Here is a 25,133-nt window from a genome sequence, read left to right as displayed (position 1 = left end):
GGCCCCGCCACGAGCCTCCCGTCCGTCCACAGGTGCGGTCGGCGGTCCGTGGGCCGGTCCCGATCGCCGCTAGGCTTCCGGTCATGCCGCAGACCGGAACCGCGACACGCACGACCACGCCGGTCTGGGCCCTCAAGCTCGCCGTCATCACCGCGCTCGTCGGCATCGCCGGCGGTGCGGCGGGCATCTCGGTGTGGCTCGCCCTGCAGGCGATCCAGTTCGTCGCCTTCGGGTACCCGTTCGGTGGGCACCTCGAGGCCGCCGACGCGCCCTCCGGGCTCAACCGCTTCCTCGCGCTCGCCGCGGCCGGTGTCCTGACGGGTGTGGCCTGGTGGGCGCTCCGGCGGTGGGCGAAGCCCGTCGTCTCGGTGACGGGAGCCGTCGACGGCAAGCGGATGCCCGCCGTCGCCACGGTCGCGAACGCCGCGGTGCAGATCCTCGCGGTCGGTCTGGGCGCGTCGATCGGGAAGGAGGTGGCGCCCCGCGAGATCGGTGCGTGGCTGTCGCAGCTCGTCACCGCGCGTGCCGGGCTGACCGGGCGCGAGTCGCGGATCCTCGTCGCCTGCGGTGCCGCCGCGGGTCTGGCGGCGGTGTACGACGTGCCGCTCGGCGGTGCGCTCTTCGCGGTCGAGGTGCTGCTCGGCGAGCTGACGTTCGCGACGGCGTTGCCCGCCTTCGCCACGAGCGCGATCGCGGCGTTCACAGCGCGGCTCGTGATCCCCGACGAGGTGCTCTACCACGTGCCCGCGATGCACCTGTCGCCGTCGCTGCTGGTGTGGGCGATCATCGTCGGGCCGCTGCTCGGGTTTGCCGGGGTCGGATTCGTGAAGCTCACGAACCGGCTGCAGGGCATGGCGCCGAAGGGGTGGCACCTGCTCGTCGTGCTGCCCGTCGTGTTCGCCATGGTCGGGCTCATCGCCGTGCCGTTCCCGCAGATCCTCGGCAACGGCCGCGCCCTCGGGCTCGTCGCGATGAACGCGACCACCTCGTCACCGGAGATCGCGGGGCTCTCACCGATCGTGTTCCTGCTGCTCCTCGGCATCATCCGGACCATCACCACCTCGGCGACGATCGGGGCGGGTGCGGTCGGCGGCACGCTGACGCCCTCGATCGCCATCGGGTCCGCGGTCGGCGGTGCCCTCGGCGGCCTCTGGGTGCTGCTCTGGCCGGCCGACGGGTCGAGCCTGGCGGCCTTCGCGTTCGTCGGTGCCGCGGCCTTCCTGGCGACCACGATGCGTGCACCGTTCACCGCGCTCGTGCTCGTCGTCGAGTTCACACAGGAGGGCACCGACATCCTCATCCCGTCGCTCCTGGCGGTCACGGGCTCGGTCGCGGTCTCGTACGTGCTCGCGCGGCGACGCAGCGCGCAGATGGTCTGACGCGCCCCGGACACCCGTCCGGCGCACGCCTACCATCGGCGGCAGGTCGGGGCGACGGGCCCCGCGCGAGGTGAGGAGCCGTCCATGGCAGGGTTCGACGACATCACGAAGAAGGCGCAGGAGTTCCTGAAGGACGGCAAGGTCCAGGACGCCCTGAAGAGCGAGAAGGCCGAGGGCGTCAGCGACAAGGTCCTCGGCGGTGTCGCCGACGCGGTGAAGAAGGCCACCGGCGGCAAGTACGACGACAAGATCGACAACGCCCGCGACGCGGCCGACAAGCGCATCGGCAACGAGTAGCGGCTGGTCCGCGCGGGCTCGGTCCGCCGGCCAGACCGGGCCGCGTCGGCTTGTCCGCTGCAGGCGATTGGACGCGCGGGGCGGGACGGACCACGATTGACCGCGTGACCGTGCTCGCCCCGAACCAGCCGCTGACCGAGTCCGAGGTCGCCGCGATCAAGCGGGACTTCCCGATCCTCCAGCAGGAGGTGAACGGGCACCCGCTCGCGTACCTCGACTCCGGCGCGACCGCCGAGCGGCCGCGACAGGTGCTCGACGCCGAGCGGCGGTTCCTCGAGCACGACAACGCAGCCGTGCACCGCGGCGCGCACACGCTCGCGGCCCTGAGCACCGACGCCTACGAGGACGCCCGCGCCACGGTCGCCGGGTTCGTCGGCGCGGCCTCGCCGTCCGAGGTCGTCTGGACGGCGAACGCCACCGACGCGCTGAACCTCGTCGCGTACGGCATCGCCAACGCCAGCCGGGGGCGCGGGGGAGCGGCGGCCGAGCGCTTCCGCATCGGTCCCGGCGACGAGGTCCTGGTGACGGAGGCCGAGCACCACGCGAACCTCGTGCCGTGGCAGGAACTCGCCGCGCTCACCGGTGCGACGCTCCGCTGGGTGCCGGTCGCCGACGACGGCACCTGGACCGCCGAGGACGCCGTCGCGCGCATCACCGAGCACACGAAGGTTGTCGCGTTCGCCCACGTCTCGAACGTCACCGGCATGGTCGCTCCCGTCGCCGCCGTGGTCGCAGCCGCCCGCGCGCACGGCGCCCTCGTCGTCCTCGACGCGTGCCAGTCCGCGCCGCACCGACCCCTCGACGTGCAGCAGCTCGGCGTCGACTTCGCCGCGTTCTCCGGGCACAAGATGCTCGGCCCGAACGGCATCGGCGTCCTGTGGGGTCGGGGCGAGCTCCTCGACGCCCTGCCGCCGTTCCGCACCGGTGGGTCGATGATCACCACCGTGACGATGGAGGCGTCGGAGTACATGCCGGCGCCCGAGCGCTTCGAGGCCGGCACGCAGCCGGTGTCCCAGGCCGTCGCGCTCGCCGAGGCGGTCCGCTACCTGCAGGGCATCGGCATGGAACGCGTCCGCGCCCACGAGGAGCACCTCGCCCGCCGGATGCTCGACGGTCTGGCGGCGGTGCCGGGCATCCGGGTCGTCGGCCCGCCCGCCGGCGTGCCGCGCTCGGGGCTCGTGTCCTTCGACGTCGACGGGGTGCACGCCCACGACGTCTCGCAGTACCTCGACGCGCAGGGCATCGCCGTCCGGTCCGGACACCACTGCGCGCAACCGCTGCACCGTCGGCTCGGGCTGGTCGCCACGAGCCGCGCGAGCACCTACGTGTACACGACCGAGCAGGACGTCGACCGCTTCCTGGCCGCCGTCGGCGAGGTCCGCGGGTACTTCGGAGCGGCCTCGTGAACGGCCTCGACTCGCTCTACCAGCAGGTCATCCTCGACCACGCGAAGGCCCGGCACGGCGACCTCGTGCTCGACGACGCCGATGCGTCGCACTTCGAGCGGAACCCGACCTGCGGCGACGAGATCACCGTCAGCATCCGCCTCGAGCCCGGCACGGACCGCATCGCTGCGATCGGCTGGCAGGGCGACGGGTGCTCGATCTCGATGGCGTCCGCGTCGGTGCTCACCGACATGGCCGTCGGCCGGACCGTCCCGGAGCTGCTCGAGCTCACGTCGGCGTTCCGGGACATGATGCGCTCGCGCGGCGCGGGGGAGCCCGACGAGGACGTCCTCGAGGACCTCGTGGCGTTCCACGGCGTCTCGAAGTTCGTCATGCGCGTGAAGTGCGGGATGCTCGCGTGGGTCGCGGCGGAGGCCGCCGTCCGCGAGGCGAGCGCGGCCCGCTGACGCGGGAGGACATCGGGCGGGAGGCGCTGGTCGGGCCGGTGCCGCGCCTCCCGTCCGTCACACGGCGCGTGTCACGCTTCGTCACGGTGCGTGACCAGGACGCGGTCGCCACGTAGCGTCGCGACCGTGAGCGACCCGAAGCAGCGGCAGATCCGGTTCAACGCGTTCGACATGAACTGCGTGGCACACCAGTCCTCCGGGCTGTGGCGCCACCCTCGCGACCGTTCGCGGCACTACAAGGACCTGTCGTACTGGACGGACCTGGCGCAGCTGCTCGAGCGCGGGCGCTTCGACGGCATCTTCATCGCCGACGTCCTCGGCACGTACGACGTGTACGGCGGGACGAACGAGGCGGCGCTCCGCACCGGCTCGCAGGTGCCGGTGAACGACCCGATCCTGCTCGTCTCCGCGATGGCCGCCGTGACCGAGCACCTCGGCTTCGGCATCACCGCGGGCACCGCCTACGAGCACCCGTACCCGTTCGCCCGGCGCATCTCGACGCTCGACCACCTGACGAAGGGCCGCATCGGCTGGAACGTCGTCACCGGGTACCTGCCGAGTGCGGCGCGCAACATGGGGCAGACCGACCAGCTCTCGCACGACGACCGCTACGACGTGGCGGACGAGTACCTCGAGGTGCTCTACAAGCTGTGGGAGGGCTCGTGGGAGGACGACGCCGTCGTCGAGGACCGCGAGACCGGCGTGTTCACCGACCCGGCCAAGGTGCACCCGATCGAGCACCACGGCACACACTTCGACGTCCCCGGCATCCACCTGTCCGAGCCCTCGGTGCAGCGCAGCCCGGTCGTCTACCAGGCGGGCGCCTCGCCCCGCGGCATCCGCTTCGCCGCCGAGAACGCCGAGGCGGTGTTCGTCGGCGCACCGACGGTCCCGCAGCTCGCCGCGACGGTCGGCAAGATCCGTGACGCCCTGGAGGCTGCTGGTCGCGACCGCTACGCCGCCCGCGTCTACACGCTGCTCACCGTCATCACCGACGAGACCGACGAGGCAGCCCAGGCCAAGTACCGCGAGTACCGGTCGTACGCGTCGGCCGAGGGTGCGCTCGTGCTGAACTCCGGCTGGATGGGGGTGGACCTGTCGCAGTACGACCTGGACGAGCCGCTCGGCAACATCGAGTCGAACGCGATCCAGTCGGCGGCGGCGAACCTGTCCGCGGCGACGGGGGAGGACGGATCGAACTGGACGGTCCGGGACATCGCCGAGCACACCGCGATCGGCGGCCTCGGACCGGTCGCGGTCGGGTCCGGCGCGACGATCGCCCAGCAGCTGATCGACATCCAGGAGCAGACCGACGTCGACGGGTTCAACCTCGCCTACGCGGTGACCCCCGGCACGTGGGAGGACGTCATCGAGTTCGTCGTGCCCGAGCTCCGCGCCCGCGGGGCCTACCCCGAGGAGTACGTCGAGGGGTCCCTGCGCCACAAGCTGCACGGCCGCGGCGACCGGCTGCCCGACGAGCACCGCGGCGCGCAGTACCGCGTCGGCGCACGGGCGAGCGTCTGACCGACCCAGGCGGGTGCGACGTAGGGTGGTCCGGTGATCGGGTCGTCCTTCGTCGTGCGCACCGCGGACGACGAGTCGACCGCGGATGCCTGCGTCGCGCTCTGGGTCGCCGCCGTGGCGGACCGCGACGGCGTGCCGGCGTCGGACGCCGTCCGTGCCCGTGCACACGAGAAGTTCGCTGCGGAGCGGGTCGCCCTGGTGGTCGCCGACGACGGCGGGGACCCGCTCGGGTTCGCCCTCGTCACCGCGCCCGGGTCCGGTGGGACGCCGGGCGATGCCGCGTACCTCAGCCTGCTCGCGGTCGCGCCGTCGGCGCAGGGCCACGGCCTCGGACGCCGACTGCTCGCCGCCGCGGTGGACGCCGCAGCGGCCGCCGGGCACGACCGGTGCGAGCTGCACGCGTTGGACGACAACGCGCCGGCCCTCGCGCTCTACACGAGCGCCGGGTTCCGGCCGGTCGGCGAGCCGTTCCCGCACGCGCTCAACGGTCGCCCGACCCGTGTCTGGCAGGCGGGCGTCGCGCGGTGAGGTGAGGCTCACCTCACCACGAAAGCCCTGATCAGGCTTGCCTCACCTTGCTGGCGCGATCCGCTCTGCAGTGGTTCGATGGCCGTCATGTCGACCGCATCGGACCTCTCGCTCCCCACCTCCGAGCACGACGACGCCACCAGCGCCGCGCGGCTCAACTGGCTCCGCGCCGGACTGCTCGGCGCGAACGACGGCATCGTGTCCGTCGCCGCCGTGCTCGTCGGTGTCGCCGGAGCCGGTGCGGGCACGGGGCCCGTCGTCGCTGCGGGCACCGCGGCGCTCGTCGGCGGGGCGATCTCGATGGCCCTCGGCGAGTACATCTCGGTGAGCGGCGCCCGGGATGCCCAGCGCACCGGGCAGGCCGCGGAGCAGGCGAAGCTCGAGGCCGACGCCGAGGACGCCCCGGCACTCGCGGCGCACTACCGGTCGCTCGGGGTCGAGGACTCGGTGGCGGACGCCGTCGCCCGCGAGCTCGCGCGACCCGAGGTCCGACGCCGTCGAGCCGACGCCGCACTCCGGGACGCTGAGGACGAGGTCGTCAGCCCCTGGCGCGCCGCGTGGGTGTCGGCTGCGACGTTCTCCGTCGGTGCGCTCCTGCCGTTCCTCGCGATGCTGCTCGCGCCGGAGTCCGCGCGCATCGCCGTCACGGTGACGGCCTCGCTCGTGGCGCTCGCGCTGACCGGGACCGCGGGTGCGGTGCTCGGGGGTGCCCGTCGTGGCCGCGCGGCGCTGCGGGTCGTCGTCGGTGGGGCGCTCGCGCTGGCGGCGACGTACGTGGCCGGAGCGCTGCTCGGGACGCACGCGCTCTGACCGGACGACGAAGTCGCTCCGAGCCCTCCCGGTGGAGACGGTTCGGGCCCGAGCAGCGTGCGCCCCGGGAATTTCGCCGGGGCACGGCAACCCCTGCGACCGGTCCTCTGCTCACGTCGGTGGTGACCGGGCGAAGGCAGTCGGACGGGTCAGCGGCTCGGGGGCAGGGCGTGGGTGACGAGGCTCGACACCTCCTGGGCCGCGCGGTCCGCAGCCTCGGGGTCGGCAGCGCCGGTGATGACGAGCGCGAGTACCACAGGGGCCGCGTTCCCCGAGGCACGGTAGGGCACCTCGAGCGTGCTGACCTCGACGAGGCTGCCGGCTCGGCTCCTGTCGCTGACCCCGGCCACCTCCCACGGTGCGTCGGTGCCGGCCGCGGTCGCAGGGGATCCCACACCGTTGAGCAGGATGTTCCGCAACGTGCCGCGACGATCAGGGGCGAGCGTCTCGCCGTACACCGCGTCGTCGAGCAGGGTCGCGAAGCGCCGCGCTGACGGCCCGGCAGGATGCTGTCCGAGGAGCACGTCAGCGCGACGCCGGAAGGCATCGTCGCCGCCGAGCCAGGTCACGAGCGTCTGCTGCGCTTCCGGCGCGCTGGTCTGCACGGCAGCGCTGACGGCATCCAGGAGCGTCGCGGAGCCTCCCGTCCCGGCCGTGGTTCGTGAGGAGGCAGGAGGTGCTGCGAGCTGGTCGTCAGAGGCGTCGGCGAGGACGAGCACGCCCGCGGTGAAGGCGCGCAGGTCGAGCGGAACGGCTTCGGTTGCCCTGAAGCCCAGGTGGTGGCCGTCACCGGTGTCGATGGCATCGACCCGTACGTCGAGGTCGTGCTCCTGCTCGTAGGCGGACAGACGGTCGGAGAACTCTGCGGCCGTGATCGCCTCCGGAGCCCGAGAGGCGATGACGGTCTCGTGCGGTGCGGCCGGTTCCGGGGACGCGGAACACCCGGCGAGGGACACGCTCATGGTGACCAACACCGCCGAGGAGGTGATCGAACGGGCGGTGGGGCGGCGGAACGGGCGGAGCACGGAACAACGGTACGGTGACCCAGATGGCTGTCTGCGCGCGTGGCTCCCTGCGTCGCGGGATCGGTCGAGTGCTCGCCGTCGCGGTGTCGGGCCTGGTCGTGAGCGGTTGCGCGCAGGCGACGACCACCACCACGGTCACACCGAGCTCGACGGCGGAACCGGGTGCAGCAGCGTCAGCTGACGAGGTACCGGTCCTGACAGCGCCGTCGTCGACGGCACGCCCGATGTCGTCCACGGAGCGTGCGTTGGCTGCGTTGGAGCAGGCCGAGCGGGCAACGATCAGCACCTGCGTGATGCGTGGCACAACTGGTGCCGTCTCGACCTACAAGGGAGCGGAGGAGATGCCGGCGGACGCTCTCCTCGCGGTGATCCTTCCCGTGATCGCTGCCCGGAACGACGACCCGGGTGCGACGAAGCTGCCGATCGCGCAGGATCGCGCTGGTGTCGACGCCCAGGTCCACCGACTCGGTGGTGCCAGCGGTGTTGCGGCCGGCCTCAGCGCGTTGGACGATCGCGTGACGACGACGAGCACGACGACCGCCCTGCAGGCCTGCAGCGACATGAACGCTGCGCTCCTCGGTGATGTCCTCGATGAGCGGTCGAACAGTTCGTACCGGGAAGCGCTCCTCTCGGCAGCCAGCCGGGGGACTGCCGAGTCTGTCCGCGCATCGGTGCCGGATGGATGGACCACCGCGGGGACGGTGCTCGTGAGCGGAACCACAGCAGGAGCGGTAGCGGTGCTCGGCGGGGTCCACTGGTCCACGGTCATCACCGTCTTCGTCACCGGCGCAGCGGACCCGGCCGATGTGATCAGCCGCGCGACCCGGATCGCGCTCACCGCGTGACGCAGCGTCCGGCGCGCTGCCGTGCCGATCGTTGCTGCGGTCTCGACTGCGCTCGCGAAGCCGTCTCAGCGCCGCGATGGTCGAACCGTGCAGCGGACCGCGCCGGTACCGCGAGCCGTTCCGATGCCTTGCGTTCCTGGTGAACGATCGCCTACCGGGCAGGCGCGTCGGGCAACGACACGGCGAACTTGAAGCCGACGTGGGAGTCGATGAAGCCGAGACGACGGTAGAAGCGGTGCGCGTCGGTACGCGCAGCGTCGGAGGTCAGCTGCACCAGCGGGGTCTCGAGTTCGATCGCGGCCTGCTCGACGACCCATCGCATCAGGGCCGTTCCGACGCCGGAGGACCGCTGTGTGCCGGCGACGCGGACTGCCTCGACCAGCAGCCGGGCACTGCCTCGTCGAGCCATCCCGGGGATGACCGTCAGCTGCAGCGTGCCGATGACGGCTGCGAGCTCGTCCTCCACGACGAGCACATCGTTGCTCGGGTCGCCGATGATGCGCTGCAGCGCTTCCGCGTAGGCCACCTCGTCCGCAGTGCTCCCGACGTCGCCACGCCCGGCGCTGATCGGATCGTCCGACAGGAGCCGGATGATCGGATGCAGGTCCGCGGCTGTGGCCCGTCGGAGCAGCAGCTCGCGGTCGCCGGAGCTGATGGTGGCGGGGAGGGTCAGTGCAGAGATCACACCGCATTGTCGCTGGCGGAGTCCCATGGCACGGCCGAGACGTGGCCGCTCGTCGATGGTCCGTGGGCGCCTGCCGCGTTCGGCCCGCGCGGAGACTGCGCCCGTCCTGTGATCGGTTCGCAGCGATCGGCTTCCGGATCAACCTCTGGAGGGACCCGCTGAGCGAACAATCCGGGCAGGATCGCTCGAGTGTCTGACGATCCCTTCGGAGAGGTACCCGCCCTGCCCGTTGCCCTCGTGGTCGGCGTCGTCGCCTTCCTCGTCCAACTGCTGGTCTTGCTCCCGAGCCGGCGCTTCACCTGGCCCCGAGGCGCTGTGGCGGCCGCACTCGCGGTCTACGTCGCCGGCATCTTCGCGAACACGGTCCTCCCGATCTTCCTCGACCGGCCTCCGCAGCTGCAGCCGTGGACGCCGAAGCTGGCCCTGATCCCGTTCTCCGACTACGAGGTCATGGACGCGGTCACCAACGTGATCGTGTTCGCCCCGTTGGGCATCCTGATCCCGCTCCTGATGCGCCGACCGTCCTGGGCGAAGGTGGTCCTCACCGCCGCGGCGGTCAGTCTCGCGATCGAGCTCCTGCAGATCGTCATGGACGGGCTCTTCGGCGGAGGCCACGTCGCGGACGTCAACGACTTCCTCTGGAACACCCTCGGCGGGGCCGTCGGTCACGCGATCTTCGTCGTGCTCTCTCGCACGCCGGGCCTGTCGCGTCTCGTCGAGCTCTTCCGCTGGCACCCTGCCACGAAGACGACGCGCACTGGCTGAACCAGGCTGGAGATGATCCGCCACCCGCGCCAGCAGGGCCCTCCTCGATCCGACGGCGAGGACGAACCGGGAGAACCGGCAACCGCTCACCGGCGCCGAGGACCCAGACGCCGCTTCTCGCTCGAGGCCCGAAGTGGGGTAGCGCGGGACGGACGGCCGATGGGATCGTCGAGGCTGAGAACGGAGGCTGGTTGTGAGCACACGGCTTCGGCAGTCGAGCCGTGGGGTCCTGACGGCCACGCTCTGTGTACAGCTCGTCTTCATCGCGTCGATCCTCGTCGGCATGACGACGCCACCGAGCGAGCAGTCAGCGTCCGATCAGGCCCTGATCCCCACTGTCTGGTGCGTGTTCGGCGGACTCGTTCTCCTGAGCGTCCGGACGCTGTTCATCGGTGTCTACCTGGCGCCGGGCACGGTCATCGTGCGGAGCTGGCTCTGGACCTACAGGATCGCGTTGGACGGGGACACGGTGTTCGGGCTCGAGGCCTGGAACGATTGGCTGCTGTCGCGGGGTGAGCCGGTCGGGAACGCTCAGATGATCACCGTCACGGGGACGTCGTCCCGCTCCTTCCCGGCCACTGGGGTGCGACGAAGCCGCGCCGTCGCCCAACGCGATCTGTTGAACGCATACGCTGCGCTCGAGGATGCGACGGAAGCGACGGCCCGTGACTGGGCCCGAGGCGCTGCGTGGCGGATCCAGAGGGACCAGTCGAAGCTCCGACAAGCAGAACGACAGCGCCGCGGCGGCCGGCACTCCGATCGGTCCGGCACGTCGTGAGTCCGACACGGCCCCAGGCAGGGCCCCTCGGCTCGAACTCACCACCCGATCCGTCCGGATGCATTGAGGAGTTGAACGAGTCCCGCGCTCTCGTCCTCGTCGGCGGCATCATCGCAGCCGCGGGCGGTCTCGTCTCTGCCGTCGCGGTCATCGCGGTCTTCGCCGCCGGGTTCGATGGCGGAGCGAACATCGGCGCTGGCCTCCTGCTGCTGCTCGGCGTGCCGGTCGCCGTCGTGGGAGGATCCCTCCTGCTCGTCGCCGCGGTCGGCTGGCTCGTCCGTCGGCGCCGTCGTGTGTCCGACGCGCGACGAGGTCGAACCGGAGCGCATTTCTCAGCGTTCGTGCCGTCGTTCCGCGCACACGACCCCTCGCACTTCCGGCAGCCCTTCGGCCAGCGGACTGACCCATCCAGCTACGCTCACCTGGTGAGCAGTCCGCATGACGATCTCGTCGCCCGGATGAGGGCGATCGTCGACGAGTACGGCTGGGGTGTCCAGCACGTCCTCCCGGATGCCCAGAGCGGTGAAGCGTCGTTCTCCTACACGATCGGGCTCACCGCGCGCGGATGGGCCGAGCTCATCATCACCGGATTGCCGCCGGGGGTCGCAGAGCAGTTCATCCGCAACGCTGTCGACGAGCAGCAGGAGAAGGGACCGTTCCGTGCAGGCGACCGTTCCCAGGAGCTGACGGAGTCGGGATCCGTCGTGTTCACCGGAGCAGTGGACGTCCGCGGCATGACCGCGACGGCTGCCATCGTCGGATCGTTCACGGCGCTGCAGATGGTCTGGCCGGACTCCCAAGGGCATCTCCCTTGGGACGCCGACCATCGCAACCCGAGATCGGCCCAACCACTCCTCTGAGCGAGGACCGCGCGTGTCGGCCGTTCTGCCGGTGCTGGCAGCCGGCCTGGTGTCGCGGCACGGGACCGTGACCGGCTGCTGTCAGACTGGCCCGGTGGATGCCTCCCGTTCGTGGCTGAGCCTGGCGATCCAGTCGGTGGCTGACATGGACTCGGAGCGGGCTCTCGCGGTCGCGCGCGTGTTCGACGCCCATCCTCAGCTCCGGCCGCGGAAGGTCGGAGGCGACCCCAGGCGGATCGCGGTCGAGCCGTCACTGGAGGCAGTGGTCGCTGCGAAGGGCCTTCCCATCGAGTGGCTGACGTTCCGCGAGATGAAACCCGACATGGAGATGGGCGAGTTCAGCTTCCTGCCCGGACGCGGCGGCGGCTACGGCGACAGCGTCGGTGGAGGGTTCAAGCAGTACCTCACGGGGAACAGGCTGAGGCAGGAATGGGGTCGAAGCGTCGTCGCCGACCGGACTCTCGTGGAGGAGGTCGCGACGCTGTTCGAGGAGCTCGTCATCGCCCTCGACGCTGCGTGGGGTGCCGTGGATCTCTCCGAGGGCGTGCTCTCCGGCGGCCCGCCCGCGTGGCACAAGCTCTGGGGAGTCTTCTGGATCAACTACTTCGGTCCCGCGTTCCTCGCCAGGTACCCGCAGCTCGCATCCCTTCCCGGGGCCACCGTCCTGCCCGGCGGCGGTGCCCTGGTGCGCATCGCCGGAGAACCTGGTGCGGATGTCGCCGGGTCGGATGCCGTTGCTGCGCTCCGGGATGTGTTCGATGCACGAGCGTTCGAGTTCACTCGCCCGAATCCGGCACTCCCACCGGTGGAGGAACACCTGGCAGCTTCTCCGGGTACCAGCGAGATGCCCTGGGTTGCGTGGGAACGCGCGAGAACGAAGAAGGGCCTGGAGAGGCGGCATGCCAGTTCCCGTAGACGGCTCGACGCCGCGCTCGCGGCCCGAACAGCCCCCGTCCTGGACGCGGCCGCCGTCGAGTGGTCGACGTCGCTCGACGTCGACGATTGGAAGGCGTTTGCTGGCTACCTGAAACGGAAGCTCCACGGCGACTTGTCGTCATCCATCGGATCCGCTCTGCTCGCCGTCATCGCCTCCGCCCCGGTCGACGAAGAAGACGCAGTCGTCCTGTCCACCGACCTCGGAGCGGTCCAGCTCGGCTGGCACGTCGACGATCCCGACACTGTCGACATCTTCCTTTGGGGGCCGGACGAACTCAGCCGGCTGTGCGACGCCTGGTTCGCGGGCGACTGACCCGGAGACGGTCACCCGCCGGTCCGTGGGACGGCTCCCATCCCCATCCGTCACCTGGTCCACCACGACTCGGAGCACGGGAGTGAGCAAGATGGACGATGTGCGTTTCGACACCGTTCTGACTGCGGCCGAAGTCCTGATCCTCCGGGCGGAGGTTGCCGCGCTCCGGCGCCCTGCTCGACGACTCGCTCGTGGGGTGACCGCGCCGCGGGGTCGTGTCACGCAGCCGCAGCAGTTCCAACTCGTCGTCGACGAGCGCGACGAGAGCTGGACGTTCGATCGGCAGGGCGACCGCCACCGCGACCGGTACGCGGACGGCATCCTCCACTCAGTCGACGGACCGGTGGACGTCAGTTTCGCCCGCAGCGGGACTGTCGCTCCTCCGGTCCGCATGCTGACACCGGAGCGTCTGCCCGTGTGGGGCTCGCCAGCGAGCTTCGCGCCGGTCCTGGTGCAACGGCTCCCCAGCCACTGCGTGCTCGTGACGTGCGAGCATGAACTCGACCCCGCGGACCGGGTGACCGTGGTCGTCGACGAGCGGGACGGGGTCGCACACCGGTGGTACGGCACCAGCGACGTCACCGTGCTCACGGAGCTCCGCGTCATGGATGACGATGAGCCGGTGCCGCCGCGCCCCCGCTTCTCCCGCCTCCCGCAGTGGCCAGTGAGCGAGTACTGAGTGCCGCGCCGTCGTCTCGCTCAGCCCGTCGCGCCTGGGACGCGATGCACGATGATGGGGTCGTGATCAACGACGAGTCTGCTGCGGCCTCCGAACCACTGGCCAGTCTCGGCGCACTCATCGCGGAAGGCGACAGCAACGACCTCGTGCGCACCGCACGCGATGCTCTCGAACTGTTGACCGCTGTCGACCCGATCGGTCTGAGGCCAGGACGTGTCGGCGGCACCCCGGATGACGAGTACGCACCAGAGGCCGTGGCCCTGGCCCGGATCCTGCTCACGCACGGGAACATCACGGTGCAGGAGGTGGAAGACGTCTGGTCACGCTCGTTCTCCGAGTCCTTGGTTGAGCGGCTCGGATCGTCACACGTCGCTGGACTGACTCGTGATCTGAACCGTCTCCGCCGCGTACACGAGTGAATGATCCCTCGCCGGTCGTCAGAGTACGGGTGCGAAGTCGATCCGGTCGTGCCGCTCGGCGGCGAAGTGCCGGCCGGGGTACCTGAGACCGCCGAAGTACATGTTCGTGTGCGCGACGATCTGCTCCGCACTGATGTGGACACCGCCGTGCTCCGCGTCCGTCGTGGTGTGTGCGTCGGACACCAACGTCACGTCGAAGCCGTGCACCGCTGCTGCCTGGGTCGTCGTCCGGATGCAGTGGTCGCTCTGCGCACCGGCGACGACCAGGTGCTGCACGCCCGAGCGCTCCAGGACCTCGAGGAGATCGGTGTCCGCGAACGCATCCCGGTACTCCTTCTGCACGAGCGGCTCCTCCGGTCGGAGTTCGAGTGGTGCTGCGAGTTCCCAGTCCGGAGAACCCTCGGCGAAGTCGCCGTGATCCTGTACCCACACCACCGGTACTCCGCTCGCTCGCGCACGGTCGACGAGTCGGGCCGTCCGTGCGAGCACGCCGTCGGCATCGAAGCAGTCCCGCACGACGCCTCGTTGCAGGTCGATGACGAGGATCGCGGTCACGGTCGGCATGACGGCATCATGCCACCGACGCGGCACCGCCCGGGCGGCTGGTGGTGCGAGAGTTCATTCATGACGAAGCGCGCTCGACGGCCTGCGGACGCTGTCGGAGGCCCGACCGCGGGAGCCCGGGTCGCCTCCGGCCGCTTCGCGGTGCGTCCCGGCACCTTCAACCTCGCAGGCGAGCTGTTCACGCCTGCGGGTGTCCGGCTGACCCGCCGTGAGACGGACGTCAGCGAGGAGACCGCGGCTGCGCTGGTGCGCGCCGGCGCCGAGGTTGCGTACGAGGCATGCGGCTGCGGGGGCGGCGGGCCGTGCAAGCCCCTCTGGACCGAGCCTGCAGGGGCCACGGCGATCGCGAAGACCACGCTCCCGACCGTGGAGTCCCGCCCGACGGCTCCCACCTGGATCGACGTGTGGGCGGGTGACGGAGCAACCGCGGTCTTCTGTCACGGCGACATCACCTGGGGTCCGATGCTGCCCTGAGCTGCCGACGCTGCCGAGAACGGTGTGGTCCTCAGCAGAACTACGGGCAGGGAAGGGACGCAACGAGCAGGAAGACCACCACGACGAAGAAGCCGGTGGCGAAGGCGCCCGCTGCGAGCGCGATCCAGAGACCAGTCCGGCGCTGCCTCCACTGCCACAGGCACAGAGCGGTTGCCGACAGCCAGAGACTGCTCTGCACGAGGACGAGCATCCAGGATGCCCACCGCAGTTCGTCGCTGATGATCACGGTCCAGGACAGGGCGAACCAGACCACGCCGACCGTCGCCGCCAGACCGACAGCGAGTGTCGCGATCGTCGGCCAGGTGCCTGCCACCCCTCGCACCCGGGGCGGTGGCGCCACCTGCTGCCAGACGAGCGGTTCTTCCGCGGGTGGTTGCACGACGGGAGAGTACACGGAGCACGATAGATCCAGGTGCCCCGCTCCGTGCGCGCCCTACACTGCACGCACGCCCCCTCCCGGTGTCGGCGTCACCCCGATGATCAGAAGGACGGTCCCGTCATGGGCATGTTCGCCACGTTCACCTACGCCGAACAGCGATGGGTCGTCGACGAGGAGGAGGAAGCCATCGACGGGAGCACCCAGCCCGAGCCCTTCCTCTCCGCGACCGTCCACGACAGCGACGTGTGCACCGTGGTGTACGGGCCCGGACCGGCCACCGGAGGGTTGGTCTACCTCGGGTTCCAACCGCGCGACTACTTCGACGACCCTGACGCGAGCGACGACGTCGACCTGGACGTCCAAGCCGAAGGACTGGCGAGGTGGGCCGCAGCAGTGACTGGTGAATCGGTGTCAGCGGACGCGATCCGGCCGCTCCTGGCGGAGGCCGTCGTCGAGGAGCCGACTGACGACTTCGTCGAGGAGACCCTCGAGGAACTCGTCACCCTGCTCGGTCTGCCCGTCCCAGGAGAACTCGTCCGAGAAGACTGACGAGCCCTCCCGACACACGCCGGCCGGGTCGCGTCCGGACTCCCTAGAGTGGGCCGCAGGGGGCACGGCGTCCCGGGCGGAGGACCAGTCATGCGCGTAGCGATCACCGGCGGCACCGGCTTCGTGGGGCGACACCTCGCGGAGCGGTACCCAGCCGACGACGTGGTGGTGGTCTCCCGCCGGACCGGTGTCGAGATCGACGACGTCGACGCCCTCACCGACGCCTTCGCCGGGGTCGACGCGGTCGCCCACTGCGCCGGCATCAACCGCGAGATCGGCGACCAGTCCTTCGAACGGGTGCACGTCCGCGGCACCGCCGCCGTGCTCGAAGCGGCGCACCGGGCAGGGGTGCAGCGCGTCGTGCTCCTGAGCTTCCTGCGGGCCCGTCCGGGCACGGGCTCCCCGTACCACGAGACGAAGTGGGCGGCGGAGGAGATGGTCCGGTCGTCCGGGCTCGACTACACGGTGCTCAAGGCCGGCATGATCTACGGGCACGGGGACCACCTCGTCGACCACCTCAGCCACACCGTGCAGACCGTGCCGCTGTTCGCCTCCGTGGGGTTCCGCGAGAAGACGATCAGCCCCATCCCGGTCGACGAGCTCGTGGACGTGCTCGTCGGCGCGCTCGAGGGACGGCTGTCCCGCCGGACGGTGGCGGTCCGCGGGGGCGAGGCGCTGCTGCTCAGCGAGGCCGTGCGCCGGGTCGCGCGCGTCGTGGGTCGCCCGGTGCGGGTGTTCCCGGCGCCGGTGTGGGCGCACCGGCTGCTCGGGCAGGTGACCGAGTGGACCATGCGCGTGCCGCTCGTCGCGAAGGCGCAGGTGCGGATGCTCGCCGAGGGGGTCACCGAGGCGACGCAGCCGGCCGGGGAGCTCCCCGCGGACCTCGCGCCGACGGCCCGTTTCGACGACGAGCACATCCGTGCGGCGCTCCCGCCCCGGGGCGGCTTCACCTGGCGGGACCTGCGGCTGCCGGGACGCCGATGACCCGGTGAGCACTCGGCCCTGACATCCGACTGCTCCGATCCGGAACGCTCGTTCCAGCACGTCCACCGCGTCACACGACCGTTACACGAGGGAAACGGGCGGCGCGAACAGCCTCCATAGCGTCGTCCACGAGCGGGGACCCCCGCCGCCCACTCCCACGGAGGACGCCTTGGTCACAGAGATCGCGACCCCGGTCGCCGCGCCCCACGCCCCCCGCACGACCTCGTCGGCAGCTGCCGGCGCGGGCGTCGTCAAGCCCGGGTACGACCCGGCGCTCACCAACGAGGACCTCGCACCGCTGCGTGAGCAGCGCTGGACGAGCTACAACATCTTCGCCTTCTGGATGTCCGACGTGCACTCGGTCGGCGGCTACGTCACCGCCGGGTCGCTCTTCGCGCTCGGCATCGCGAGCTGGCAGGTGCTCGTCGCCCTGGTCGTCGGCATCCTCGTCGTGCAGGTCTTCGCGAACCTCGTCGCGAAGCCGTCCCAGCGGACCGGGGTGCCGTACCCGGTCATCAACCGCGCGGTGTTCGGCGTCATCGGGGCCAACGTCCCCGCCGTGATCCGCGGCCTCATCGCGACGGCCTGGTACGGCGTGCAGACCTTCCTCGCGGCCCAGTCGCTCAACATCGTGTTCCTGAAGTTCGTCCCGGGTTCGGCGGCGCTGCTCGACCACTCCTTCCTCGGGCTCTCCGCGCTCGGCTGGATCTCCTACGGCATCCTCTGGGTCGCGCAGGCCGCGCTGTTCTCGATGGGCATGGAAGCCATCCGCCGCTTCATCGACTTCGCCGGCCCGGCCGTCTACGTCGTGATGATCGCGCTCGCCGTGTACCTGGTCGCGAAGGCCGGCATCGGCAACATCTCGCTGACCCTGCACACGGGCGCGCCGATGTCGTTCGGTGCGTCCGTCCCGGTCATGCTCTCGGCCGTCGCGATCGTCGTCAGCTACTTCTCCGGTCCGATGCTGAACTTCGGCGACTTCTCGCGTTACGGCCGCTCGTTCCGGTCGGTGAAGCGCGGCAACTTCTGGGGCCTGCCGGTCAACTTCCTGTTCTTCTCGGTGCTCACCGTGCTCTGCGCGAGCGCGACGGTCCCGGTCTTCGGCAAGCTCATCACGGACCCGATCGAGACGGTCCAGGCGATCGACGCACCGTTCGCGATCCTGCTCGGCGGTCTCACGTTCGTCACCGCGACGGTCGGCATCAACATCGTCGCGAACTTCATCAGCCCCGCGTTCGACTTCTCGAACGTCGCCCCGCGGAAGATCAGCTGGCGGACGGGCGGCATGATCGCCGCCGTCGGCTCCGTGCTGCTGACGCCGTGGAACTGGTACGGCAACGACCAGGCGATCCTCTACACGCTCGGCATCCTCGGTGCCCTGATCGGCCCGCTGTTCGGGATCCTGATCGCCGGCTACTACCTGGTGGCGAAGCAGCGGGTCGCGGTCGACGACATGTACTCGAAGGAGCCGACCGCCCGGTACTGGTACCGCGCCGGTTGGAACCCGAACGCGATGTGGACCCTGCTGGTCGCCGGCGCCGTGTCGGTCGCGAGCGCGGTCCTGCCGCCGGCCACGGGCGTCCTGCCCTGGCTGAGCAATTACAGCTGGTTCATCGGCTGCGGCCTCGGGCTGGTCGTCTTCTGGGCGCTCGAGCGTCGGTCGCCCCGCATGCCCGTGCTGGCCGCCGACGACCCGACGGTCGACGACGGCGCTGCCGCCGGGCGCGACTGAACCGTCCGCCACACCCCGCTCAGCGGCACCGGCCGGGAGGCGCGACCCGCCTCCCGGCCGGATCGTCGCCTCCGCCGCCACCACGTTCCACCCCGTCCCCGCCCCGCCCGAGAGGTCCCGCTTGCGCATCCGCGTCGTCAACCCCAACACCACCGCGTCGATGACCGTCGCGATCGGCCGCGCCGCGGCCGCCGTCGCCGGACCCGGCACCGTCGTCGAGGCGGTGACGCCCACGACCGGTCCGGCCTCGATCGAGAGCCACTACGAGGAGGCCCTCGCGGTCCCCGGGCTCCTGGAACAGATCGCGCTCGGTGAGCAGCAGGGGGTCGACGCGTACGTCGTCGCGTGCTTCGGGGACCCGGGGCTCGACGCGGCGCGGGAGCTCGCCGCCGGCCCGGTGATCGGGATCGCCGAGGCCGGCTACCACGCGGCCGCGATGCTCGGGCGACGGTTCGGCGTCGTCACCACCCTGGCCCGCACGACCGGACGGGCGTGGGAGCTGGCGGAGCGCTACGGGTTCGCGTCCCTGGTGACCGAGGTCCGTGCGTGCGAGGTGCCCGTGCTGCAGCTCGACGACCCGACGTCGGGGGCACGCGAGCTCGTCGTCGAGGAGTGCCGCGCCGTGCTCGCCGGCGGCGCCGACGCCGTGGTGCTCGGGTGCGCGGGCATGGCGGAGTTCTGCGCCGAGGTCTCGCGGGAGATCGGGGCGCCGGTGGTCGACGGCGTGGCCGCGGCGACGGTCCTCGCGGAGTCGCTCGTCCGGCTCGGGCTCCGCACCGGCAAGACCGGCGAGTACGCCCCGCCGCCACCGAAGCCGGTGACGGGGCTGCTGTCCGGGTTCACGCTGCCGTCGGCCGACGGGGCAGCGAGCCCGGCCCTCGTGACGGGGGTCTCGGCGTGAGCACCGCAGCTCCTGTCGACCTGGTGCTCCGCGCTCGGCAGACGTGGGTCGACGGCGTCCTCCGGCCGGCCGCGGTGGTCGTCCGCGACGGCGTGGTCGACGCGGTCCTGCCGTTCGGTGCGTCGGTCGCGGCCTCGCTCGACCGCACCGTGCCCGACGAGCACGTGCTGCTGCCGGGGCTCGTCGACACCCACGTGCACGTCAACGAACCCGGCCGCACCGAGTGGGAGGGCTTCGCCTCGGCCACACGGGCGGCGGCCCTCGGCGGCGTGACCACGATCGTCGACATGCCGCTGAACTCGATCCCGGCGACGGTGGACGTCGACGCCCTCGCGGTGAAGCGGTCGAGCGCCGAGGGCCGCGTCGCGGTGGACGTCGGGTTCTGGGGCGGCGCGGTCCCCGCGAACGCCGGAGCACGCGGTCCGCTGCACGATGCCGGGGTCTTCGGGTTCAAGTGCTTCACCGCGCCGAGCGGCGTCGACGAGTTCCCGCACCTCGACCCGGTGCAGCTGCGCGCGGCGATCGAGGAGGTCGCCGAGCTCGACGCGCTGCTCATCGTGCACGCCGAGGACCCGGACCACCTCGTGCCGCACGAGACGCTCGGCAGCCACTACGCCGACTTCCTCGCCACCCGTCCGGGCCGTGCCGAGCAGTCCGCCGTGGCGCGGGTCCTCGACGGGGCTCGGGCGACGGGTGCCCGCGTGCACGTGCTCCACCTGTCCGACGCAGCGGTGCTCCCGATGATCCGGGCAGCCAAGGCCGACGGCGTGCGGGTGACCGTCGAGACGTGTCCGCACTACCTGGCGTTCGAGGCCGGGTCGATCCCGGACGGTGCGACCGAGTTCAAGTGCTGCCCGCCGATCCGCGACGACGCGAACCGCGACGCGCTCTGGGCGGGGCTGCTCGACGGCACGATCGACTGCGTCGTGTCGGACCACTCGCCGTCCACGGCCGACCTGAAGACCGACGACTGGGGATCGGCGTGGGGCGGGATAGCCGGACTCCAGGTGGGCTTCCGGGCGGTGTGGACCGAGGCGGTGCGCCGGGGGCTGCCGGTCGAGACCGTCCTGCCGTGGTTCACGACCGGACCCGCGGCGATCGTCGGGTTCGCCGACCGTGGCCGGATCGCGCCGGGGGCGGTCGCGCACCTCGCGGTCCTCGACCCGGCGGCCGAGCGCGTCGTCGAGGTGTCGGCCCTCGCCCACCGCAACCCGGTGTCCGCGTACGCCGGCCTGCGCACGCTCGGGGTCGTCACCGAGACCTGGCTCCGCGGGCGACTCGTGGCGACGGCCGACCACGGGGTCACCGCCGTCGCCGGTGTCCTGCTCGACCGACCGACGGCACCGCAACACGCACGAAACGAGCGTTCCAGTACAGTCGTCAACGGAACGGAGGCACCATGACCCAGCCAGTGAACCCGCCCGCCCGACTCCTCATGGGGCCGGGACCGATCGACGCGGACCCTCGCGTGCTCCGCGCGCTGTCGACCCCGCTCGTCGGGCAGTACGACCCGTGGATGACCGCGACCATGACCGGTACGCAGGAGCTGTACCGCCGGGTCTTCGGCACGCGGAACGACGCCACCGTGCTCGTCGACGGCACCTCCCGCGCGGGCATCGAGGCGGCGCTGGTGTCGTTGCTCGCCCCGGGCGACCGGGTGCTCGTGCCGGTCTTCGGACGCTTCGGACACCTGCTCGCCGAGATCGCCACCCGTGCCGGTGCCGAGGTGCACACCATCGAGACCGAGTGGGGGCAGGTGTTCCCGCCGTCGGTGATCGAGGACGCGGTCCAGCGGGTCCGGCCGAAGGTCCTGGCGGTCGTGCAGGGCGACACCTCGACGACGATGAACCAGCCGCTCGACGAGCTCGGGGCGATCTGCGAGCGGCACGGCGTGCTGCTGTACACCGACGCCACGGCGAGCATCGGCGGCAACCCGCTCGAGACCGACGCGTGGGGGATCGACGTCGTGAGCGCCGGCCTGCAGAAGTGCCTGGGCGGCCCGTCCGGCAGCGCACCGATCACCCTGTCGCCGCGGGCCGTTTCGGTGCTCGACGGCCGTCGCAGCATCGAGGCCGGCATCCGCGAGGTCGACGACGTCGTGTCCGACGACCCGATCCGGTCGAACTACCTCGACCTCGCGATGATCCTCGACTACTGGGGCCCGCGGCGCCTCAACCACCACACCGAGGCCGCGTCGATGCTCTACGCCGCGAACGAGTGCGCCCGCATCCTGCTCGAGGAGGGGCGCGAGGCGGTGATCGAGCGCCACGCGACCGCCGGCCGGGCGATGCTCGCCGGGGTCGAGGCGCTCGGGCTGCGCGTCTTCGGCGACGTGGCCCACAAGATGCACAACGTCGTGGCCGTGGAGATCCCGGACGACGTCGTGGGCGACCAGGTCCGCGGCGCGATGCTCGAGGACCACGGCATCGAGATCGGGACGTCCTTCGGACCGCTGCACGGACGGGTCTGGCGCATCGGGACGATGGGGTACAACGCCCGGAAGGACACCGTCGTGCGGACCCTCGCCGCGCTCGAGCACTGCCTGCGCCGCGCCGGCCACGCCGTGCCGCAGGGTGCCGGGGTCGACGCCGCACTCGACGTCCACGCCGACCGCGTCACGCCGATTGGGGCAGCCGCATGACGACGACCGGACCCACGACGACCGGACCCCGGACGGCCGAGGCCCACGCGACAGCGACCGCGAGTGCCCGTGCGATCGCCGACGCCGCGACGATCGTCCGGTGGTGCGACACGCTCGCCGGGGTGTCCCAGGACGCGGACCGCACCACCCGCGTGTACCTGTCGCCCGAGCACGCCCGGGTGAACGCGGTGGTCGCGGAGTGGATGCAGGACGCCGGACTCCGCACCTGGCAGGACGCCGCGGGCAACCTGCACGGCATCGTCGACGGCGCGACGCCGGACGCCCCCGTGCTGCTGCTCGGGTCGCACCTCGACACCGTGGTCGACGCGGGCCGCTACGACGGCGTCGTCGGCGTCCTCATGGCGATCCGCACCGCGGCCCGACTCGCCGCATCGGGGCCGCTGCCCTTCGCCCTGCAGGTGATCGCGTTCTCCGACGAGGAGGGCACGCGCTTCGGCAAGGCCCTGCTCGGGTCCTCCGCCGTCGCCGGTGTGTGGGACGACGCCTGGTGGGACCTCGAGGACGGTGACGGGGTCACGCTCCGGCAGGCCTTCACCGACTTCGGCCTCGACCCCGCCCGCGTGCGCGAAGCGGCGCTGCCCCCGGAGCGGCTCGTCGGGTACCTCGAGGCGCACATCGAGCAGGGCCCGTACCTCGAGCGGGCCGGTCAGGCGCTCGGCGTGGTCACGAGCATCGCGAGCGCCCGGCGCTTCTCCGTCGAGGCGGTCGGTGAGGCCCGGCACGCCGGCGGCACCCCGTACGAGCGGCGCCACGACGCGCTCCTCGCCGCGGCCGAGGCGGCGCTCGCCGTCGAGCGGATCTGCCGCGCCGAGCAGCACGTCGGCACGGTCGGCACGATGTCCGTCGAGCCCGGCGCCGTCAACGTCGTCCCGGGGCTCGCCCGGTTCAGCGTCGACCTGCGCGGGGAGTTCGACGAGGGGCGCGACCGCGTCTGGGAGACGATCACGGCCGCCTTCGACGAGATCGGGGACGCACGGGGCGTGACGGTCTCGCCGACCGAGGTGCACCGCGCGCCGGCGGTGTTCTGTGCTCCGGCGCTGATGGACGCGGTCCGTGCCGGCATCGCCTCGACCGGAGCGGCCGCACCGGCGGAGCTGTTCTCGCGCGCCGGGCACGACGCGATGTCCCTCGGGCTCGTCACCGACGTCGCGATGCTGTTCCTCCGCAACCCGGACGGCATCAGCCACCACCCCGACGAGTTCGTCTCGGAGGACGACGTCGCGCTCGGTCTCGACGCGCTGGCCGTCGCGGTCGAGCGCATCGCCGACGACCGGGCGGAGGCGCGGTGAGCGCCGTGCCGGACGTCCGGGCCCGGGTCGACGCGGTCTGGGACCGACTGTCGCCCGCGGAACGCCGGGTCGCCGCGATGGTCCGCCACGACCCGGAGCTGCTGCTCGTCGGCACCTCCGCCGAGCTCGCGGCCGAGTCGGGCACCTCGAAGGCCACGGTCTCGCGGCTCGTCCGCTCCCTCGGGTTCCAGGACGCCGCCGAGGTCCGGCAGGAACTCATGTCCGCCCGGGGCAGCGGGCTGCCGTGGGCGGCCGAGGACGCCGCACACGTCGACCAGCGGGCGGTCGAGGCACGGAACCTCGATGCCGCCTTCGCCTCGCTCGCACGGGCCGACCGTGTCCGGCTCGCACGTCGGATCGTCCGAGCCCGTCGGGTGCTCGTCGTCGGGGAACGCGGTGCGCACCCCGTCGCGATGCAGCTCCGCTCCCAACTGGCCCAGGTGCGTCCGGACGTCCGGATCGGTCCGGCTCCGGGACAGCGACTGGGCGAGGAGGTCGCGGACCTCGACCGGCGGGACCTCGTCGTGCTCGTCACCGTCCGCCGGCACGCGGCGGGTGCCGAGCGGCTCGTGCGGCACTGCGTCGCGACCGGTGCCGACGTGGTCGTGCTCGGTGACCCGACGGCGGCGGTGATCGCGGCTCCCGCGGCGACCGCGGTGCTCTGCCCGGTGGACTCCCCGTCGGCGTTCGACTCGATGGCGGCGCTCTTCGCGGTCGTCGCGGCGATCGCGAACGACGTGTACGAGGCCTCCGGGCCGGCCGGGCGTGCCCGGGTGGACGCCGTGGCGGTGGCCTACGACGCGCTCGGGGAGCTCGCCCCCCGCTGACCGTCCCCGTCCCGCTCGAGCTCGTCGCGCAGCGATGCGTTGCGCGCGGCGATCAGCCGCGGCAGGTAGCGGGCGAGCGCGATCCGCTCGGCCAGCCAGCCGAGCGGGCCGAGGGGTGCCCGGAAGACGATCTCGTCGACCATCCGCGTGCCGCCGGTCGACGGTCCGAACCGGTGCTCGTGCCGGAACCGGGCGAACGGACCACGTACCTGCTCGTCGACGAAGCGACCCGGAGCCTCCAGGGCGGTGATCCTGCTCGTCATCGACCAGACGATCCCGAAGTGCCGCGCGCGCCAGGTGACGCTCTCGCCGAGCCCGATCGTGCCGGTCGTCGTCCCGGCCACGGCGCGTTCGTCGGTGTCGGCCATCGAGCGTTCGTGCGCGCCGATGTCGAGCGACAGGGCGAAGACGCGCTCCACCGGGGCCGCGATCTCGGTGACGACGCGGAAGGCGACGGTCACGGTGTCGGCCAGTCCGTCGGCGTCGTCCGGTCGTCGTCGCGCAGCACGGCGGCGAGCAGCTGGTCGTGGCGGACCCCGCGGTGGACGACGGCCGAGCGGGACCGGCCCTCGTACCGCATGCCGATCCGTCTGGCCGTCGCGGCCGAGGCCGCGTTCGTCCCGAGCGCGCGCCACTGCACCCGCACCAGACCGAGGCCGATCGGCGGTGCCGCGAAGGCCCACTCCAGCACCCGCGCGGCGGCCTCGGTCACGAACCCGTGCCCACGGCCGTCCGGGTGCAGCGCGTACCCGATCTCGGCCGCACCGTCCACGAAGCCGAACACGCCGACCGTGCCGAGCAGGCGCGGGTCGTCGCCCCGTCGGATCCCGAAGTCGTACCGGGTGTCGTCGCGCCAGCCCTCGCCGACCCGCTCGATGAACTGGTGCGCCTCGGCGTGGCCGTACGGCACGGGGACCGGGGTGAAGGCGATCACGTCGGGGTCGTTCGCGTACGCGACGACGGCGTCGGCGTCGGCCGGACCCGGAGCGGAGAGCACGAGCCGGTCGGTGCGGAGCGTCACGGGGTGCACACCGCGAGCCTAGTGATCGTCGGGTC

The 25,133-nt window shown here is 71.8% G+C and carries 29 protein-coding genes; 23 read left to right on the top strand and 6 right to left on the bottom strand.

Annotated features, from left to right (window positions below):
- Nucleotides 1-83: 83 nt before the first annotated feature.
- The 7 genes from ACIPEQ_RS10130 (at nucleotide 84) to ACIPEQ_RS10100 (ending at nucleotide 6,390) form a co-directional block, all read left to right on the top strand.
- On the top strand, nucleotides 84-1,379 hold the full coding sequence (locus ACIPEQ_RS10130) for a chloride channel protein (RefSeq protein WP_402715033.1): 1,296 nt from the start codon (nucleotides 84-86) through the stop codon (nucleotides 1,377-1,379).
- Between the two features lie 84 nt (nucleotides 1,380-1,463).
- Nucleotides 1,464-1,676: an antitoxin gene (locus ACIPEQ_RS10125; protein ID WP_209824242.1), complete on the top strand. Its 213-nt coding sequence runs from the start codon at nucleotides 1,464-1,466 to the stop codon at nucleotides 1,674-1,676.
- A gap of 110 nt (nucleotides 1,677-1,786) precedes the next feature.
- Nucleotides 1,787-3,082: an aminotransferase class V-fold PLP-dependent enzyme gene (locus tag ACIPEQ_RS10120; RefSeq protein WP_402715255.1), complete on the top strand. Its 1,296-nt coding sequence runs from the start codon at nucleotides 1,787-1,789 to the stop codon at nucleotides 3,080-3,082.
- Entirely contained in the window at nucleotides 3,079-3,528 is a 450-nt protein-coding gene (gene sufU / locus ACIPEQ_RS10115; protein ID WP_402715032.1) for a Fe-S cluster assembly sulfur transfer protein SufU, read from the top strand. Before ACIPEQ_RS10120 ends, sufU begins: the two co-directional genes overlap by 4 nt.
- A gap of 126 nt (nucleotides 3,529-3,654) precedes the next feature.
- Nucleotides 3,655-5,052 (top strand): LLM class flavin-dependent oxidoreductase, encoded by a 1,398-nt coding sequence (locus tag ACIPEQ_RS10110; protein ID WP_402715031.1) that lies wholly within the window; start codon nucleotides 3,655-3,657, stop codon nucleotides 5,050-5,052.
- 33 nt (nucleotides 5,053-5,085) lie between these two features.
- Nucleotides 5,086-5,580, top strand: a complete 495-nt coding sequence (locus ACIPEQ_RS10105) for a GNAT family N-acetyltransferase (RefSeq protein ID WP_402715030.1) — start codon at nucleotides 5,086-5,088, stop codon at nucleotides 5,578-5,580.
- A gap of 87 nt (nucleotides 5,581-5,667) precedes the next feature.
- Nucleotides 5,668-6,390 (top strand): VIT1/CCC1 transporter family protein, encoded by a 723-nt coding sequence (locus ACIPEQ_RS10100; protein ID WP_402715029.1) that lies wholly within the window; start codon nucleotides 5,668-5,670, stop codon nucleotides 6,388-6,390.
- A gap of 149 nt (nucleotides 6,391-6,539) precedes the next feature.
- On the opposite strand, the gene ACIPEQ_RS10095 is transcribed toward ACIPEQ_RS10100, so the two are convergent.
- Nucleotides 6,540-7,415 carry a hypothetical protein gene (locus tag ACIPEQ_RS10095; RefSeq protein WP_402715028.1) on the bottom strand — a complete coding sequence of 292 codons (876 nt, stop codon included), beginning with the start codon at nucleotides 7,413-7,415 and terminating at the stop codon, nucleotides 6,540-6,542.
- 254 nt (nucleotides 7,416-7,669) lie between these two features.
- Between ACIPEQ_RS10095 and ACIPEQ_RS10090 the strand changes: the two genes are divergently transcribed.
- The gene (locus ACIPEQ_RS10090) at nucleotides 7,670-8,260 is read left to right on the top strand and encodes a hypothetical protein (protein ID WP_402715027.1); all 591 of its coding nucleotides are present in this window, start codon (nucleotides 7,670-7,672) and stop codon (nucleotides 8,258-8,260) included.
- A 151-nt stretch (nucleotides 8,261-8,411) separates the two neighbouring features.
- Here the strand turns inward: ACIPEQ_RS10090 and ACIPEQ_RS10085 are convergent, their stop codons facing one another.
- The gene (locus tag ACIPEQ_RS10085; RefSeq protein ID WP_402715026.1) at nucleotides 8,412-8,945 is read right to left on the bottom strand and encodes a GNAT family N-acetyltransferase; all 534 of its coding nucleotides are present in this window, start codon (nucleotides 8,943-8,945) and stop codon (nucleotides 8,412-8,414) included.
- Between the two features lie 189 nt (nucleotides 8,946-9,134).
- Between ACIPEQ_RS10085 and ACIPEQ_RS10080 the strand changes: the two genes are divergently transcribed.
- The 6 genes from ACIPEQ_RS10080 (at nucleotide 9,135) to ACIPEQ_RS10055 (ending at nucleotide 13,695) form a co-directional block, all read left to right on the top strand.
- Entirely contained in the window at nucleotides 9,135-9,710 is a 576-nt protein-coding gene (locus ACIPEQ_RS10080) for a VanZ family protein (RefSeq protein WP_402715025.1), read from the top strand.
- A 193-nt stretch (nucleotides 9,711-9,903) separates the two neighbouring features.
- Complete coding sequence (locus tag ACIPEQ_RS10075; protein ID WP_402715024.1) at nucleotides 9,904-10,488, top strand: hypothetical protein; 585 nt, start codon at nucleotides 9,904-9,906, stop codon at nucleotides 10,486-10,488.
- Complete coding sequence (locus ACIPEQ_RS10070; protein WP_402715023.1) at nucleotides 10,485-11,348, top strand: DUF4262 domain-containing protein; 864 nt, start codon at nucleotides 10,485-10,487, stop codon at nucleotides 11,346-11,348. Before ACIPEQ_RS10075 ends, ACIPEQ_RS10070 begins: the two co-directional genes overlap by 4 nt.
- 94 nt (nucleotides 11,349-11,442) lie before the next feature.
- Nucleotides 11,443-12,597: a hypothetical protein gene (locus ACIPEQ_RS10065; RefSeq protein WP_402715022.1), complete on the top strand. Its 1,155-nt coding sequence runs from the start codon at nucleotides 11,443-11,445 to the stop codon at nucleotides 12,595-12,597.
- 196 nt (nucleotides 12,598-12,793) lie between these two features.
- Nucleotides 12,794-13,276, top strand: a complete 483-nt coding sequence (locus ACIPEQ_RS10060) for a hypothetical protein (RefSeq protein WP_402715021.1) — start codon at nucleotides 12,794-12,796, stop codon at nucleotides 13,274-13,276.
- A gap of 62 nt (nucleotides 13,277-13,338) precedes the next feature.
- Nucleotides 13,339-13,695, top strand: coding sequence for a hypothetical protein (locus ACIPEQ_RS10055; protein WP_402715020.1), 357 nt, complete (start codon nucleotides 13,339-13,341; stop codon nucleotides 13,693-13,695).
- Nucleotides 13,696-13,713: 18 nt separating this feature from the next.
- Here ACIPEQ_RS10055 and ACIPEQ_RS10050 read toward each other — a convergent pair whose 3' ends face one another.
- Complete coding sequence (locus ACIPEQ_RS10050; protein ID WP_402715019.1) at nucleotides 13,714-14,259, bottom strand: cysteine hydrolase family protein; 546 nt, start codon at nucleotides 14,257-14,259, stop codon at nucleotides 13,714-13,716.
- 60 nt (nucleotides 14,260-14,319) lie between these two features.
- Here ACIPEQ_RS10050 and ACIPEQ_RS10045 point away from each other — a divergent pair, with 60 nt between their 5' ends.
- Complete coding sequence (locus ACIPEQ_RS10045) at nucleotides 14,320-14,733, top strand: hypothetical protein (protein WP_402715018.1); 414 nt, start codon at nucleotides 14,320-14,322, stop codon at nucleotides 14,731-14,733.
- 40 nt (nucleotides 14,734-14,773) lie between these two features.
- Here ACIPEQ_RS10045 and ACIPEQ_RS10040 read toward each other — a convergent pair whose 3' ends face one another.
- Complete coding sequence (locus ACIPEQ_RS10040; protein ID WP_402715017.1) at nucleotides 14,774-15,067, bottom strand: hypothetical protein; 294 nt, start codon at nucleotides 15,065-15,067, stop codon at nucleotides 14,774-14,776.
- A gap of 99 nt (nucleotides 15,068-15,166) precedes the next feature.
- On the opposite strand from ACIPEQ_RS10040, the gene ACIPEQ_RS10035 reads away from it, so the two are divergent.
- The 8 genes from ACIPEQ_RS10035 (at nucleotide 15,167) to ACIPEQ_RS10000 (ending at nucleotide 24,077) form a co-directional block, all read left to right on the top strand.
- Complete coding sequence (locus ACIPEQ_RS10035) at nucleotides 15,167-15,682, top strand: hypothetical protein (protein WP_402715016.1); 516 nt, start codon at nucleotides 15,167-15,169, stop codon at nucleotides 15,680-15,682.
- A gap of 90 nt (nucleotides 15,683-15,772) precedes the next feature.
- A complete protein-coding gene (locus tag ACIPEQ_RS10030; protein ID WP_402715015.1) occupies nucleotides 15,773-16,666 on the top strand; it encodes an SDR family oxidoreductase in 894 nt (297 codons plus the stop codon).
- 169 nt (nucleotides 16,667-16,835) lie between these two features.
- Nucleotides 16,836-18,398: an NCS1 family nucleobase:cation symporter-1 gene (locus tag ACIPEQ_RS10025; RefSeq protein ID WP_209824233.1), complete on the top strand. Its 1,563-nt coding sequence runs from the start codon at nucleotides 16,836-16,838 to the stop codon at nucleotides 18,396-18,398.
- Between the two features lie 121 nt (nucleotides 18,399-18,519).
- Nucleotides 18,520-19,299 carry an aspartate/glutamate racemase family protein gene (locus ACIPEQ_RS10020; RefSeq protein ID WP_402715014.1) on the top strand — a complete coding sequence of 260 codons (780 nt, stop codon included), beginning with the start codon at nucleotides 18,520-18,522 and terminating at the stop codon, nucleotides 19,297-19,299.
- Nucleotides 19,296-20,702 carry an allantoinase AllB gene (gene allB, locus ACIPEQ_RS10015; RefSeq protein WP_402715013.1) on the top strand — a complete coding sequence of 469 codons (1,407 nt, stop codon included), beginning with the start codon at nucleotides 19,296-19,298 and terminating at the stop codon, nucleotides 20,700-20,702. The genes ACIPEQ_RS10020 and allB overlap by 4 nt, the downstream gene beginning before the upstream one ends.
- Nucleotides 20,699-21,940, top strand: coding sequence for an alanine--glyoxylate aminotransferase family protein (locus ACIPEQ_RS10010; protein ID WP_250368334.1), 1,242 nt, complete (start codon nucleotides 20,699-20,701; stop codon nucleotides 21,938-21,940). The genes allB and ACIPEQ_RS10010 overlap by 4 nt, the downstream gene beginning before the upstream one ends.
- Nucleotides 21,937-23,250 (top strand): allantoate amidohydrolase, encoded by a 1,314-nt coding sequence (locus tag ACIPEQ_RS10005; protein ID WP_402715012.1) that lies wholly within the window; start codon nucleotides 21,937-21,939, stop codon nucleotides 23,248-23,250. Before ACIPEQ_RS10010 ends, ACIPEQ_RS10005 begins: the two co-directional genes overlap by 4 nt.
- Nucleotides 23,247-24,077, top strand: coding sequence for an SIS domain-containing protein (locus ACIPEQ_RS10000; RefSeq protein ID WP_250368332.1), 831 nt, complete (start codon nucleotides 23,247-23,249; stop codon nucleotides 24,075-24,077). Before ACIPEQ_RS10005 ends, ACIPEQ_RS10000 begins: the two co-directional genes overlap by 4 nt.
- On the opposite strand, the gene ACIPEQ_RS09995 is transcribed toward ACIPEQ_RS10000, so the two are convergent.
- Both ACIPEQ_RS09995 and ACIPEQ_RS09990 read right to left on the bottom strand, forming a co-directional pair.
- Complete coding sequence (locus ACIPEQ_RS09995) at nucleotides 24,044-24,538, bottom strand: SRPBCC family protein (RefSeq protein ID WP_402715011.1); 495 nt, start codon at nucleotides 24,536-24,538, stop codon at nucleotides 24,044-24,046. The genes ACIPEQ_RS10000 and ACIPEQ_RS09995 overlap by 34 nt on opposite strands.
- The gene (locus ACIPEQ_RS09990) at nucleotides 24,535-25,107 is read right to left on the bottom strand and encodes a GNAT family N-acetyltransferase (protein WP_402715010.1); all 573 of its coding nucleotides are present in this window, start codon (nucleotides 25,105-25,107) and stop codon (nucleotides 24,535-24,537) included. Before ACIPEQ_RS09990 ends, ACIPEQ_RS09995 begins: the two co-directional genes overlap by 4 nt.
- Nucleotides 25,108-25,133 lie beyond the last annotated feature (26 nt).

The sequence above is a fragment of the Curtobacterium sp. NPDC087080 genome (assembly GCF_044745105.1).
In the GTDB taxonomy this organism is placed as follows: domain Bacteria; phylum Actinomycetota; class Actinomycetes; order Actinomycetales; family Microbacteriaceae; genus Curtobacterium.
Note: the sequence above shows the minus strand (reverse complement) of the source record. Positions and strands in the feature narration are given on the sequence as shown.